Origin of the sequence: Aliiroseovarius marinus, from assembly GCF_004360145.1 — a bacterium.
GTDB classification, from domain to species: Bacteria; Pseudomonadota; Alphaproteobacteria; order Rhodobacterales; family Rhodobacteraceae; genus Aliiroseovarius; species Aliiroseovarius marinus.
This window is the reverse complement of the sequence record NZ_ML178717.1, coordinates 146113-160383: the sequence shown is the minus strand read 5'-3', so window position 1 is coordinate 160383 and position 14271 is coordinate 146113. Positions and strand designations below refer to the sequence as shown.

At 58.3% G+C, this 14271-nt stretch carries 11 protein-coding genes; 10 read left to right on the top strand and 1 reads right to left on the bottom strand.

The features are described from left to right. Positions 1–64 precede the first annotated feature (64 nt). Both EOL43_RS09025 and EOL43_RS09020 read left to right on the top strand, forming a co-directional pair. On the top strand, positions 65–1702 hold the full coding sequence (locus EOL43_RS09025) for a cyclin D1-binding domain-containing protein (protein WP_133487722.1): 1638 nt from the start codon (positions 65–67) through the stop codon (positions 1700–1702). A 24-nt stretch (positions 1703–1726) separates the two neighbouring features. Continuing rightward, positions 1727–2233, top strand: a complete 507-nt coding sequence (locus tag EOL43_RS09020) for a hypothetical protein (RefSeq protein WP_133487720.1) — start codon at positions 1727–1729, stop codon at positions 2231–2233. Between the two features lie 25 nt (positions 2234–2258). Here the strand turns inward: EOL43_RS09020 and EOL43_RS09015 are convergent, their stop codons facing one another. Further along, on the bottom strand, positions 2259–3032 hold the full coding sequence (locus EOL43_RS09015) for a FadR/GntR family transcriptional regulator (protein WP_133487718.1): 774 nt from the start codon (positions 3030–3032) through the stop codon (positions 2259–2261). A gap of 329 nt (positions 3033–3361) precedes the next feature. On the opposite strand from EOL43_RS09015, the gene EOL43_RS09010 reads away from it, so the two are divergent. From EOL43_RS09010 to EOL43_RS08975, 8 genes are all read left to right on the top strand, one after another. Then, complete coding sequence (locus EOL43_RS09010; protein ID WP_133487716.1) at positions 3362–4414, top strand: TRAP transporter substrate-binding protein; 1053 nt, start codon at positions 3362–3364, stop codon at positions 4412–4414. A 108-nt stretch (positions 4415–4522) separates the two neighbouring features. Beyond that, entirely contained in the window at positions 4523–6601 is a 2079-nt protein-coding gene (locus tag EOL43_RS09005; protein WP_133487714.1) for a TRAP transporter large permease subunit, read from the top strand. 10 nt (positions 6602–6611) lie between these two features. Continuing rightward, entirely contained in the window at positions 6612–7799 is a 1188-nt protein-coding gene (locus EOL43_RS09000; protein ID WP_133487712.1) for an alpha-hydroxy acid oxidase, read from the top strand. Next, positions 7796–9475, top strand: coding sequence for a D-lactate dehydrogenase (gene dld / locus EOL43_RS08995; RefSeq protein ID WP_133487710.1), 1680 nt, complete (start codon positions 7796–7798; stop codon positions 9473–9475). Before EOL43_RS09000 ends, dld begins: the two co-directional genes overlap by 4 nt. Positions 9476–9677: 202 nt before the next feature. Then, complete coding sequence (locus tag EOL43_RS08990; RefSeq protein ID WP_133487708.1) at positions 9678–11525, top strand: hypothetical protein; 1848 nt, start codon at positions 9678–9680, stop codon at positions 11523–11525. A gap of 9 nt (positions 11526–11534) precedes the next feature. Beyond that, positions 11535–12092 carry an RNA polymerase sigma factor gene (locus EOL43_RS08985; protein ID WP_133487706.1) on the top strand — a complete coding sequence of 186 codons (558 nt, stop codon included), beginning with the start codon at positions 11535–11537 and terminating at the stop codon, positions 12090–12092. Continuing rightward, positions 12089–12682, top strand: a complete 594-nt coding sequence (locus EOL43_RS08980) for an anti-sigma factor family protein (protein WP_133487704.1) — start codon at positions 12089–12091, stop codon at positions 12680–12682. Before EOL43_RS08985 ends, EOL43_RS08980 begins: the two co-directional genes overlap by 4 nt. Next, complete coding sequence (locus EOL43_RS08975; protein ID WP_133487701.1) at positions 12679–14199, top strand: S8 family serine peptidase; 1521 nt, start codon at positions 12679–12681, stop codon at positions 14197–14199. The genes EOL43_RS08980 and EOL43_RS08975 overlap by 4 nt, the downstream gene beginning before the upstream one ends. Positions 14200–14271: the final 72 nt, after the last annotated feature.

Here is a 14271-nt window from a genome sequence, read left to right as displayed (position 1 = left end):
GCGGCGCTACCGTGGTCCAATATTGCGCCGCCCTTTATAACGGACTTTTTTCCTTACAATATTTATGATCCTGACCGCCGTAGCTGCCACGGCAGACGAGTTTGATCCGCAGCTCATTGAACGCCAGCTGGTTCTGAAAAGAGGCGCAGATCCAGAAGACGCTGCCCTTGCTGCGCATTTGTCTGAAACCGCGATGCAGCTTTACGAGACCGCCTCGGCCGGTGCGAAAGCCTCTCCCAATCCAATGGCACCCGTTGTGTCAACGATGGTGAACTCTCCTGAGATTTCCCTCAGCACGCTTATCGTACGGATTAATGAACAGCGCCGGAAAGAGTATCTGAAAATTAGCCGGGTTGGGATTTCGGATGAGGATGCGGCGCTGGCATCTGAACGGATTCAGGCATTGGACGAACTCATTTCGACACTGTCTGAAGTTGCCCACTACGCCAAATCGGACATTGCAGCGCAAAAGCAAGAAGACGTGGCCGAAGACGAGGAATGCGTAGAGCTCCCTGCAGATGTTGACCCAGTCGATACCCCGAGTTGCCTTAAGCCGGGCGAAAGTGTTGGTGACGCGATCTGTCGAATGCGGTGCGAAAAGACTGCTGAAAAACTGGCGGAGCTTGAACAGCTTGTTACCAGACAGGCGCAGTATTTCGAGGACACGCAGATAGAAATTCAGGACAAAGAAGAACTGGCCCGCGTGTTCGCAATGCTGCTCTCCGAGTCTAAAACCGAAGCGACCCAGATCAAGGCCGTGATCGCACAGCATACGACAGAGTTGTCCAAAGCATCTACCGCTTCTGAACGGTCTGCCATTGCCGAAAAGATTGGGCGCCTTGCGGGTATTCGCGATGCGTTGGCGTCCAGATCGGTTTCCTACGCGGCAGATCAAACGAAGGCCGACAAATCTGTGGGGCAGTTGAAGGAGGGCTTGAAGTCGGTTGGAAAGCGTCTGGATGAAGCGCGTACTGCGGCTTTTACGGCGCGGGCTGAACTTGAACTGTGCCTTCGTAGTTGCGTGGAAGAGGGCATGAGATCTGGCGAGCAATTCACGTTGTTGAACCGTTTCACACAACCAATGCCCCCAGCGGTCATACGGCTTTCAAAATCCAGCTTCAAACCCGGAGAAGCAATTACGGGATCGTACACCTCGTCCAAGAAACTTGATCGCGACGCGTGGTTCGGGGTGATACCCGCCACAGTCCCGCACGGGTCGGAAGAGCAAGCAGACCAGCACGACCTAAAGCGACTTACAGTCGGCAATGCCGAGGGGCCGCGCCCCTTTTCGCTATCCGTGACGCTTGAGTCTGGGCTTTATACCCTGCGCATGTTTGATGATGACGATGCGGGGCAAGAGGTCGTTTCAGTCCCTTTTCGTGTTGCGCAGGACAGCACAAAACCGGGAAAGATTGATCTCTCAGGCCTGTGGGTGTCGAAAGACTATCAGTGCGAAGGTAAGTATTGGACCGAAACTGTGCGGATTCAGCATTTCGGGGATGACATCGTTGGGGTCAAAGTGACAGGCGATGCCTGTGTCCCGGCGGGGGCCATTACGTTCAAAGGGCAAACAACGACGAATATTCAGTGCAGGGTGGGCAATCCAGATGACCCTGCAAACAGCTATGTGTCCGGATTGATCCTGTTCGTAAAGAACGACAGTTTCAAAATCTGTGGTCATGAGTTTATCCGAGCAGAATAAGGGGGCAGTCTTGGTGATGTCGATATGAACACGCTTCCGCAAAACTGGATGCCGCTGGGGGTCTTTCAGAAACTGTATTTCCAACGGGCGTTGAAGCGTCAGATGGCCCCCGGGCATGTTTTGCAGGGGCGGCGCTTTCGGGCTGTCGCGAAGGATGCATCTTCGGACGACGTGCTTTACATTTTGGACGACGGGCAAGCCGCTGTTGTCCACCTGACGTGGACCAAGGAAACCTCTGCAGCGTGGCCGTCCACGGCACTTTACCCGTCTTTATCTGACTTTGTGATGGCCATAGGCGACGAGGCCGAGGCAGATCCCGTGACCCACTATTGCCCTGAATGCGGCAGTAATTGGTCTGCCAATGAAGCCGGGACAGATTGTGAAACCTGCGGTGGCTACGCGCTGTTTCGTCCCTGTTCTGTCTGCGGCGGCGCATGTGGGGCGATCTGGGAGCGTGCCGTCTTGGACAGTATCGACGCGCGGGAACCGGTTTTCGTCGGAAGCTGCAAACAAAGCCAAGAGAACGCGTAAAGCACGGTGGTTCGTCCGGTGTGCTCTATCTGGCCATCAGCCGACGCTTTTCGGCCATCGCCTCGCGCCGTTGTTGTTCCAGACCTTGCCGGAAGGATTGCTCCACAAAGTCTATGTGATCCAGCGCCGCCTTCTCAGCACGGGTCTCGTCTCCATCAATCACGGCTTGTCCCAGCTCGAGGTGTTGTTCGAGCAGCTTCTTACCCGTGCCATCAAGTGTTTTCAGGAAGTCGCGGTTGTAGAACACGCTTTGCTGGGTCAGGTCGAAGATCGACGCCATCATGTGGATCAGCGTTGCGTTCTGGCTGGCATCCACAATGGCCGAATGCAGGGCGAAGTCTGCTTCGCGCGATGCCTTGGGGTCGTTTGCTTTCCACGCCTGCTCGATCTCGGTCAAGATTTCAGAGATCCGCTCTTTATCGGCACGCGTGGCGCGGCGTGCCGCAAGGCGGGCGGCAAAGCCTTCTTGTTCGCGCCGGTATTCGAGGTAGTCAAAAAACGCTGGTTCGTGGCGACCGTAAAGGTCTAGCAGGGCGGGCAGCATCGCTTGGCCCGTCAATGGCGCAACAAAGCTGCCCTCGCCGTGCTTGATCATGACCAAGCCGCGCTCTTCCAGAATATGAAGCGCTTCACGCAGCTTTGGGCGCGAGACGCGAAGTGTCTCGGCCAGTTCGCGTTCGGATGGCAGTTGGCGACCCTGTTTGAGAACCCCCGAAGCAATCAAATCCTCGATCTGTGCGACGACAGCATCGGCCAGTGATTCGTGTCCAACCGGATCAAAAAGAGCTTTCTTCGTCATTTTGAACGTCCCTCAGTTCCGCGTCGTTCTCGGAGTGGTGGTAAATCAAAGTAACCAATGCTCGTCAAAAATCAACCCGGATCAAATCCACGCGGCGCTCCTTGTTAGGTTTTGAAAAATAACAGGAATGCCCAAGATCTTCGAACTTCCTTCGTAAGCGATGGCCCGGAATCCGCGCTGTTTCGCCAGTGAAAACTCGGCGGTTAGATTTACCAGTGGTAAATAAAGTTGTTGACCGGTCGCAGTGATTATATTTACCAATTTACATCGACACCGGATTTGCCGTGGAGGCGGCACCGGTCACTACGGTCCAACCTCGGAGGAAACCCATGAAAAAGACCCTGACCTCGTTGGCGATTGCCGCGACCCTTCTGACCACCACGGCCGCGCAAGCTGCTGACAAGCTGCTGCTGAAAACCCCCATCGCGTTCTCGACCGCATTGCCGGGTCTGGGGTCGCCGATCCCGCGCGTTGCCGAGCAGCTGGACCTGATGTCCGGTGGTACGTTGAAGATGAAAGTCTATGAGCCCGGCAAACTGGTGCCGCCGTTCGAAATTCTGGACGCCGTAAGCTCGGGCAAGATCAACTCGGGCTACACCACGGCTGGCTATTGGGCCGGTAAGATCCCGGCTGCCCCGCTGTTCTCGGCTGTGCCTTTTGGCCCGGAAGCCGGCGAATACATGGCGTGGCTGTACTATGGCAACGGGATGAACCTGTACCAAGAGATGTATGACCAGGCGGGCTTCAACGTGAAGGTTCTGCCCTGCGCGATCATCGCGCCAGAAACCTCGGGCTGGTTTGCAAAGGAAATCAACAGCGCTGAAGATCTGGAAGGTCTGAAAATGCGTTTCTTCGGTCTGGGCGGCAAAGTTATGCAGCGCCTGGGCGTCGCAACCAGCCTGCTGCCGGGTGGCGAGATTTTCCCCGCACTGGAAAAAGGCGCGATCGACGCGACCGAATTCTCGATGCCGGCGATCGACGCACGTCTTGGCTTCCACAAACTGGTCAAGTTCAACTACTTCCCCGGCTGGCACCAACAGGCCACCGTGTTTGAACTGCTGGTGAACAAGGACGTCTGGAACGAAGCTTCGGATCAGCACAAAGCGATCATCGAAAACGCCTGTAAGGCTTCGATGACCGACAGCTTTGCAGAAGGTGAAGCCATTCAGCACGACGCCCTGCTGGACAACGTCGAAAACAACGGCGTGACCATCAAAACCTGGTCGGACGAGATGCTGAACGTCTTCCGCGAAAACTGGGACGCGGTAGCCCAGGAAGAAGCCGCCAATGACGAATTCTTCGCCAAAGTTCTGGGTGACATGACCGAGTTCCGCGAAGGCTATGCGATCTGGAAAGAGAACGCGTTCCTCCCCCGCAAGTAACTTTCCAAAGAACGTGGGGCGGCGTGATCCGCCGCCCCGCACTTATTTGTTTTTCCCTTTATTCCCTGACCTCGCGCAATTTCGCCGCCATCGCCTGTGGAGGAGAACATGGCCCAGACCCCGCATCAAAATGACGTGGACAATACCGATCCCGTTGACGTGTATGAACACATTCTCGAACACGAGGACCGCGACACGCAGGTCGCTGCCGTTGCGATCGACAAGACCGTCAAAGGCGTTGGCAACATCGTCATGTGGGCCAACCTGCTTTTGGTGGCCGCTATCGTGACACAGGTCAGCCTGCGCTATCTGTTCAACGTGAACTTCCCGAAGCTCGATGAGGTTCAGTGGCATTTCTATGGTTTGGTGACGATGGTTGGCATCTCGTATGCCTTGGTGACCGACAGCCACGTACGTGTCGATATTCTGCACATGCAGCTGAGCCGCCGTGCGCAGCGGGTGATCGAGGTGATCGGGATCCTCGCCCTGCTGGTGCCTTTCATCTATCTTATGATCGATCAGGGCTGGGATTATTTCTATGAAAGCTGGCGGGTGAACGAACGCTCGGACAGCCCGACAGGTCTGCCTGCGCGCTGGGCGTTCAAAGCTGTGATCCCGGCCAGCTTCGTGCTGCTGGCGCTGGCAGCGGTGGCCCGGTTGATCCATGACGCGCATGCGATTGTGGTGAATTACGAAGATGAGCGAAAGGGCAAGGACCTGCGCCTGATCCTGTGGGCGCTGGTGGCCTTCGCCGTTGTCGCAACCGCGCTGACCTTCGTGGTCGAAACCACCGAAGAAAAGCTTGTCATCGCGATGTTCCTGACCTTCATCGCGCTTCTGTTCACGGGCTTCCCCGTGGCGTGGACCCTCGCAGGGGTCGGCGTCGCCTATTGCGGGCTGGCTTACCTGTTCGACAATGACCTGATGTTGTGGACTGGGCTGGAAAGCACCTTCACCGGGCTGGACTATCTAACCCTTGGGGCCGTGGTGAACCGGGTCTATGCGACCATGTCCAACGCGGTTCTGGTGGCACTGCCCATGTTCATCTTCATGGGGCTGATGCTGGATGAAAGTGGCGTGGCAGAACGCCTGATGACCTCGATGCAGCGCCTGTTTGGGACGGTGCGCGGCGGGCTGGCTATCACGGTGACCATGATCGGCATCATCCTTGCGGCGTCGACCGGCATCATCGGTGCCTCGGTGGTGCTGCTGGGCGTGCTGTCGCTGCCCTCGATGATGGAGCAAAAATACAATCCCTCGCTGGCGGCTGGTGTGGTGTCTGCATCCGGTACGCTTGGCATCCTGATCCCGCCCTCGATCATGCTGGTGATCATGGCCGACCAGATGGCCCTGTCGGTGGGCGACCTGTTCATGGCCGCAGTGTTCCCGGGCGTGATCATCGGGTGTCTCTACCTGACCTATATCTTCGTCATTGCACTGATCAAACGCAACGTGGCCCCTGTGCCCGAAGGCGCAACCCGCCCTGACTGGGCTGCCGTCAAGGATGTGCTGATTGCCATCCTGCCGACGTTGGGTCTGATCCTGGCGGTGCTGGGCTCGATCTTCGCGGGCCTCACCACGCCGACCGAGGCGTCAGGCGTGGGTGCCCTTGGCGCGACCCTGCTGGCGCTGGGCTATCGCAAGCTGACCTTCCGCAAGCTGGTCAACGTGCTGAAAGCCACCTTCAACACCACCGCCTATATCTTCGCGATCTTTCTGGGCGCGACGGTGTTCAGCTATGTGCTGCGGGAACTGGGCGGCGACGCGTTGATCGAGGACATGATCCACAGCGCTGGCCTTGGCGCCACGGGAACTGTGATTTTCATCCTGTTCATCGTGTTCCTGCTGGGCTTCGTGCTGGACTGGATCGAAATCACGCTGATCGTGCTGCCTCTGATGCGCCCGATTGTGAATGCGCTGGGTCTGGATATTCCCGGCTTTGGCGCCATCGATGAACCGGCGCTGGTGTGGTTCGTGATCCTTGTGGCGGTGACGTTGCAGACCAGTTTCTTAACGCCACCGGTTGGATTTGCGCTCTTCTATCTGAAGGGGGTTTGCCCGCCCGAGATCAAACTGACGGATATCTACAAGGGCATCATTCCCTTCGTGATCTTGCAGCTGATCGGTCTTGCCCTTGTCTTCTACTGGCCCGCACTTGCCACTTGGCTGCCCTCGGTCGCGTACTAGGAGATTGACCATGCGTCTTAAAGATTGTCACAACTTCCACGACTTCCGCAAACTGGCGCAGCGCCGTCTGCCGGGGCCGATCTTCAACTACATCGACGGCGGTGCTGATGACGAGGTGACGCTGCGCAAGAACTCTAGCGCATTCGACACGTGCGATCTGCTTCCGTCAGTCCTGCGTGGGGTGAAGGACGTGGACATGTCCGTCACCGTGATGGGGCAGAAGCTGGACATGCCGGTCTATTGCTCGCCCACCGCGCTGCAACGGTTGTTCCATCACCAAGGCGAGCGCGCCGTGGCCGCCGCGGCCGAGAAATACGGCACCATGTTTGGGGTCTCGTCCTTAGGCACCGTGTCGCTGGAGGAACTGCGGCAGAAGCACAAGAACCCGCAGGTCTATCAGTTCTACTTCCACAAGGATCGCGGGCTGAACGCGGCCATGATGGAGCGCGCGAAAGAGGCTGGGGTCGAAGTGATGATGCTGACCGTGGACAGCATCACCGGCGGCAATCGCGAACGCGATCTGCGCACCGGATTTTCGATCCCGTTCCGGCTGACCTTGGGCGGCATGATCCAGTTTGCGATCAAGCCGATGTGGGGCATCAACTATGTCACGCACGAGAAGTTCCGCCTGCCGCAACTGGATGAACATGTCGACATGGGTGGCGGGGCCAGCTCGATCGGTGGCTATTTCACCGACATGCTCGACCCGTCGATGACATGGGATGACGTGGCGCAGATGGTGCGCGATTGGGATGGCCAATTCTGCCTGAAGGGCATCATGACCGTCGAAGACGCCAAACGCGCGGCTGAGATCGGCTGCACCGGTATCATTCTGTCGAACCACGGTGGCCGGCAGCTGGATGGGTCGCGCACGCCGTTCGACCAGCTGGACGAGATCGTTCAGGCGGTTGGCGACAAGCTGGACGTCATGATGGACAGCGGAATTCAACGCGGAACCCATGTGCTGAAGGCGCTGTCATTGGGCGCCAAGGCGGTGGGCATCGGTCGCGGATACCTTTATGCTCTGGCAGCAGGCGGTCAACCGGCTGTCGAGCGCGCGCTGGGCCTGATGCAGGCCGAGATCGAGCGCGACATGAAACTGATGGGCGTCACGCGCGTCGACCAACTGAGCCACGACAACCTGCGTTTTCTTGGGGAAAGCGGGGCGGCGAAGATAAGCACAGGAGCTGCTGCATGACCAACGACGCGCTTCTCTCTCGTTTCCGCGACATCGTCGGTCGTCGTCATGTCCTAACCGGACAGCGGGCGACCGAACGCTTTCGGCGCGGGTTCAGATCGGGGGAAGGGGAAGCGCTGTGCGTTATTCGTCCGGGGACGCTGCTTGAGCAATGGCAGGTGCTTGAGGCCTGCGTCTCGGCGGACAAGATCGTCATTATGCAGGCGGCCAATACGGGGCTGACCGAAGGCTCCACCCCGTCGGGCGCCTATGACCGTGACGTGGTTCTGATCAACACCCGCCGCATGGACAAGATCGTGCCGCTGGACGAGGGGCGTCAGGTCATTGGCTTTCCGGGCTCCACATTGTTTGCTTTGGAAAAACTGCTCGACCCGCTGGGGCGCGAACCGCATTCCGTGATCGGGTCGTCCTGTATCGGGGCGTCGATCATCGGCGGGGTCTGTAACAACTCGGGCGGTTCGCTGGTGGAACGTGGCCCGTCTTATACCGAGCTGTCGCTGTACGCACAGGTCGATGAGAATGGCCAGCTATCCTTGGTCAATCATCTGGGGATTGATCTGGGCGACACGCCCGAGGAAATTCTGACACGGCTGGAAGCGGGCGATCTGGGGCCGAGCGTCCCGGACACCAATCGCAAGGCGTCGGCCACCGACTATGCCAGTCAGGTGCGCAAGGTGGATGCGGAAACGCCCGCGCGCTTCAATGCCGACAAACGGCGTCTGCACGAGGCCTCGGGCTGCGCGGGCAAGCTGGGCGTGTTTGCTGTTCGGCTGGATACCTATGCCAAGCCCGCCACGCAAAAGACCTTCTATATCGGCACCAATGACACCGCGGACCTGACCGAGCTGCGCCGTCATATTCTGTCAGAGTTCGAAACACTGCCGGTCTCGGGCGAATATATGGAGCGCGAGGTGTTCGATCTGACCGAGCGCTATGGCAAGGACACCGTCATGATGATCGACTGGTTGGGCACGGATCGCCTGCCGTCCTTCTTTGCCTTGAAAGGTGCGATTGATGCGCGGCTGCGGTCTGTCCCCGGGCTGGCCAATTTCACCGACCGCGCCATGCAGCTGTTTGCCCGCCTGACCCCCAGCATTCTGCCGAAACGGTTGAAGGACTTCCGCAATCGCTATCGTCACCACCTGATCCTGAAGATGCGAGACGACGGGATCGCCGAGGCGTCGGCCTATCTGTCCAAGCTCTTTGCGGAGCGCGAGGGGGACTTCTTTGAGTGCACCGACCGCGAAGCCAAGGTTGCTGGATTGCATCGGTTCGCCGCCGCAGGCGCTGCGGTTCGGTACATGGCGATCCATTCCAAAGACGTCGAGGACATCTTGGCGCTCGACATCGCGCTGCGCCGCAATGATCGCGACTGGTACGAAGTTCTGCCAGCTGAGGTCGATGATCAGCTTGTGCACAAGCTCTATTACGGCCATTTTTTCTGCCATGTTCTGCATCAGGATTACGTGGTCAAGAAAGGGGCCGATCCCAAGCAGATCAAGGCGCAGATGTTGGAGCTTTTAGATCAGCGCGGTGCGGAATATCCGGCCGAGCACAATGTCGGGCATCTCTATCCTGCCAAGCCTGATCTGGCCGCGCATTATGCTTGCTGCGACCCCACCAATTCCTTCAACCCCGGCATCGGAAAGATGTCGAAGAAGAAACACTATGCGTGAGTTCGCCACCGCAAAGGCTTATGCGGTAGTCTGAGGGTGGCTGCTCATCTTCAGGTAGTTGTAAGCGAGGTTTCTGAGACATATTCGTCTATCTCTAGGTGTTTGAGGCGGTTTTTTCTTGAGATTTAACGGCGCCCCGTTAGTAAGCCCCGACGCAAACGAGGGACTATTGGTGCAAAGCTATCGCGGGCAAAAATCAAGCATGCTTGGGGCGTGGATCGCCGCATTGCTGATTTTGTTTCTGCCAGTAAAAGCGCCAGCAAGCGATCGCGTGTCGTTGGGCGATGCGCAACCCGGTGAAATCCTGTCCATCGAGATTGATCAGCTGCTTCCACTCGCGCGTGTGAAAGTCGAGATCGACGGTGTGCGAGTCTGGACCGCTCTGGACCTGTCTGGCAAGACACTGCGCTTGAAAGTGCCCTCAGACCTGACCGGCAACACGCACGAGCTTGTGCTTTATGAAGAAACCGCGCGGGGCGACGTTGTTATTGGTCGGTGGGAGTTCACGCTTGTCGCGGCGGGCACGACCGAAGCCTATGTTGCCGTCCAATTGGAAAGCGGTGTGGTTGGTAATCGCGATGCGCATAAAGCTTATACCGGGTTCGGAGGGCGGCTGGATTTCGATATCCAAGATGGTCTGCTGCGTGGCGGTCTAAGCTTCTCGCGCGCGGCATTGCCGGACCCAGAGACCGGCGAGTACTACGCGATCAACGATCACTATTTGGAAACTCGACACACGGTGCTGGGCGGGGACCTCTCGCTACGGCTGGGCTCGCACTACTACAACATCAACGGAAACCTGATTGATCAGGCATCGCGCCGCGGGGTGTCTTTGCGGTTCGCGGATGCCGCCAACCGGGACGAGGTCGCCGCCTTCGTGTTGCAACCCGGCCTGTCCACCAGTCCAGACAATCTGATCGGCGTTGCCGGCCGGAATGATCGCGTCATCGGGGCGACAACCCAGATCGCGCCGCTTCTGAATTCTGGCCTGCGCCTTGGATTTACCGCCTTTGACGGGCGGGCCGGGGATTTGCCCAACGGATCGGTCGGAAATGTCCGGGGCAAGGGCGTATCGCTGTCCGCGCCGGTGGTCGGCGACCGCGTAGATGTCTTGCTGTCGGCGGATCAGACCGAGTGGTTTGACGGTGGCGCTTGGCGTACTGGGCAGGCGCTTGAGGCCGAGCTGGATGTTCGCCTGACACCGCCTGAACTACCGGACGCGCTGTCACTTGGTCTGGGCTATTCACAGATCGATCAGGATTTCCATTCGCCGCTCAATCCGGACCTGATTGTCGGCGAGCGCGCCAAACGGGTGGAGCTGGAATACGCGGGCCATGAATGGAGCTGGGCCCTTGGTGCAGAACAGGCGCGGACCAATGAAGGGGGCAGCCCAGATCAAGCAGTGGACCGCCTGACCCGCCTGTCGTTCGAGTCAACCTATGCCCCGGATGTGTTCACCGGCGGTTTCCTGAACGGCGCAAGGTTCTATTTCTCGTCCGAACTGTTCGTGCAGGAACGGCTTGAAACCCCGCTGGGCGCCTTGCCTGAACAGGATCACCAACTGGCTACGTTTAGCGTCGGGATGAACAAATTCACCGAACGCGGCAGCTATGCGGTGCTCTATAGCTACGAGGATCTGGAATATCACGCGTCGCCGGATGGGGATGAGGTTGCCCATGGGTTGGAGCTTCTGGCCTCGGTCGCGCCCACTGATCGGCTGGACGCCACGGTCGAGTTGAAACTGCGCCACCATGCCTCGACCCTTGGGGGTTTCTGGGAGGCGCGGGCAGCCGCCAGCTTGAACTACGCGCTTGTTCCCGACCTGTGGGACTATGCACTTGAGGCCGGGATTGTTGAGTATAGCGACAGCTCTAGCGAGAATGCCCGCTATCTGCGGCAGGAAATCGAGTGGACCTTTGTCGAAGATCATTCGCTTGTCTTCAGCGCGGAATACATGGAAGGTCCTTGGTCACGTAGGATGATCAATGGGGATGGGTGGCTGTTTGGGCTGGCCTTGCGCAGCGACATCAAGCACATCGTGTATCGATAGGGCGCGGATATGAAAGATGCAGAGCTGAAATCTTTGATCCACCGGATCGGAAAAGGTGACAAAACCGCCCTCGACGCGCTTTATCGCCAGATGGAGAGACCGCTCTACAGATTTATCAACATTAAATTGAACGATCCCTACCTCTCGGCCGACATACTTCAAGAAGTGTTTTTAGATGTATGGAAAGGGGCGGCGGCCTTTGAAGGGCGGTCTGCTGTCAAAACGTGGATGTTTTCGATTGCGTACCGAAAGGTCATTGATGTGTTTCGCAAGAATGCACGCCTGACGATTACCGATGATCTGCCCGAGCAGCTGGATGAAGCACCAAGCGCGGTTGCCCAGATTTCTGCCGTGCAAGAGGCAGAGCATTTGCGGGCCTGTTTGGCGCAGTTGAAGCCTGATCATCGAGACGCCATTGAGTTAGCGTTCTACGAGGATATGGGCTATCGCGAGATCGCCGAGGTGACTTCAGCGCCGGAAGGGACCGTCAAAACCCGTATTTTTCATGCTAAGAAGTTGTTGTTGCACTGCCTTCAGGGCAGAATGAATGCAAAGGTAGCGTCATGAGTTCAGAGTTAGATCGTCAGCATATCATCGAGCTGTTGCCCTTTTGGGTCAACGGAACCCTGTCGCAAGACGAGCGCGACATGGTCGAGGCCGCGATGGCGCAAGACCCGTCCCTGCGGCAAGAAGCCGAGATGCTGTCCCTTGTTCGCGCAACGATGCAGCAACAATCCGACGTCCAAAGTCCGGGCGATCTGGGTTTGGCGCGGCTTCGGCGTGTCATCGAAGACAGCCCACAACAAGTCCTTGAAGGGCGATCCAGAACGCGGCGCTATATTCTGTCGTTCTCAAGTGGGCTTGCCGCAGCGCTTGCCCTGCTTGCCGTACTTGGCAACTTCCGCGCGTCGGAAGACGTTTACGAACTGGCGTCGTCCAACGATGACACGGCGAATATCGTTGTGAGTTTCCGGCCGGATGTTACGCAGGCGTCGATGGCGTCTTTGTTGCAGATGCATGAGCTGGTGATCGTCGACGGTCCGTCCGCGATTGGCCTGTACCGGCTATCTCCGCTTGATCCGGAAGCCGATCTCGAACAATTGGCCGGAACGTTGCGCTCAGAAACTGACGTTTTCGAAAGTGTAGACCTTCCGTGAAGCGCCTTGCTCTTGCCCTTGCTCTGATTGCCATCACACTTTTCGGTGTCGCGCCAAGCGCACAGGCGCAGCGAGGCAATTGCGTGCTGCCCGGTGACATTCTGGATGTGCCCACCCCCGGGTTTCTTAGGAACGCGACGCCCAATTTGCGCACGCGGGTTAGCGGCACATTGCTGCCGGCCACGTTGATTTCGCATACCACCAGCCGTCTTCGTATCAGGCTGCCATCGATCGGATTGCCTTATTCGGTTCAGTTCCATGTGGTTCATGTCGAGCCCAATGGATCGACCAAGGTTGTCGCCACGGCACGTGTTTGTGACGATCCGAATGGCGGCGGCAGCGTGACGGGACCGGGCAGTGGAGCAGGCTCGGGCCGAGGTGCCGGTCTGGGGCAGGGTTTCTTCCTGAGAACGCCCAATGGCCAGCCTGTCATCCGGGCCACCCGGAATGAAGTTGCCGCACCGAGCGGCGGGCCGGAATATCTTTTGATCGGGTCCAGCGCAGAAATGGCCCGCGCCCAGACCATGATGTCGCGTGAAGGTGTGTCCATTCTGCGCAACACCTCTTTGGGGGCTTTGGGCGCGCGGATGTCTGCGGTGGACCTGAATGGGCGTATGTCGCTTGCGGAATTGCGGTCCCGCCTTGCCCGTCAGCGGATTTCGGTGATTGTCGACAAGCATTCGGTCTATGGGGCTGCGAAGGGGCGTACAACCTATGCCAATCGGCTTCTGGGCCTAGCGCCCGACACCGGATGCAAGCTGAACCGCCCCGTCCGTGTTGGGGTGATCGATGGCCCGGTAGACACCTCGAACCCGGCTTTGCGGGGCGTGTCGGTCAAATCCACCTCGGTCCTGTTTCCGCGCGATCGCACCGGATCGGTCGATCATGCGACAGGCATCGTGGCCCTGATCAGCGGCTTGGGGACGGACAAGCTTCCGCAAGGGATTAGCCCGGGGGCCGAGATCTTCTCGGTCGTGGCCTTCGCGCGCAATGGCGGTCGGTCAGTCGCGCGGCTGAAAAGCATTGCGCTTGGTCTGAACTGGATGGTCGAGAACAATGTCGACATCGTGAACATGTCGCTGGCCGGGCCGAAGAACGATAGCCTTGAAGACATCGTCAAAACGGTTGCCCGCAAAGGGCTGATCATGGTGGCCGCCACAGGGAATGGGGGACGCACAGCGGTCGCCTATCCCGCATCCGATCCGAATGTCATCGCCGTCACCGCAGTAGATGCGCGCGAGCGGCTGTACAAACACGCCAATGGCGGACCCGAGGTGGACTTTTCCGCGCCTGGCGTGGATCTGCTTTTACCACGTGGACGGGGCACGACCTTTGCCTCGGGCACGTCATACGCAGCGGCTTTTGCCACTGCGATCATCGCGCAAGAGGTCGCGCGCTCGGGGCTGCGCAAGCAGCAGCTACTGAACACTTTGCGCCAGCGGTCCCGCGACCTTGGGCGTCCCGGAAGGGACAGCCGGTTCGGCTGGGGACTGATCCAGGCCGATAGCTGCAAATAATTGTAAATTATTTATGAACCTTTTCCCAACGCACCCGACAAACATATAGCGACGCCGTTAACGTCGCTGTTG

Excerpts from the sequence above, each read along its gene's own strand:
- EOL43_RS09005 (WP_133487714.1), top strand. The coding sequence starts at position 4,523 with ATGGCCCAGACCCCGCATCAAAATGACGTGGACAATACCGATCCCGTT.
- EOL43_RS08990 (WP_133487708.1), top strand. The coding sequence starts at position 9,678 with ATGCTTGGGGCGTGGATCGCCGCATTGCTGATTTTGTTTCTGCCAGTA.
- EOL43_RS09020 (WP_133487720.1), top strand. The coding sequence starts at position 1,727 with ATGAACACGCTTCCGCAAAACTGGATGCCGCTGGGGGTCTTTCAGAAA.
- EOL43_RS09000 (WP_133487712.1), top strand. The coding sequence starts at position 6,612 with ATGCGTCTTAAAGATTGTCACAACTTCCACGACTTCCGCAAACTGGCG.
- EOL43_RS09010 (WP_133487716.1), top strand. The coding sequence starts at position 3,362 with ATGAAAAAGACCCTGACCTCGTTGGCGATTGCCGCGACCCTTCTGACC.
- EOL43_RS09015 (WP_133487718.1), bottom strand. The coding sequence starts at position 3,032 with ATGACGAAGAAAGCTCTTTTTGATCCGGTTGGACACGAATCACTGGCC.
- EOL43_RS08985 (WP_133487706.1), top strand. The coding sequence starts at position 11,535 with ATGAAAGATGCAGAGCTGAAATCTTTGATCCACCGGATCGGAAAAGGT.
- dld (WP_133487710.1), top strand. The coding sequence starts at position 7,796 with ATGACCAACGACGCGCTTCTCTCTCGTTTCCGCGACATCGTCGGTCGT.
- EOL43_RS09025 (WP_133487722.1), top strand. The coding sequence starts at position 65 with ATGATCCTGACCGCCGTAGCTGCCACGGCAGACGAGTTTGATCCGCAG.
- EOL43_RS08980 (WP_133487704.1), top strand. The coding sequence starts at position 12,089 with ATGAGTTCAGAGTTAGATCGTCAGCATATCATCGAGCTGTTGCCCTTT.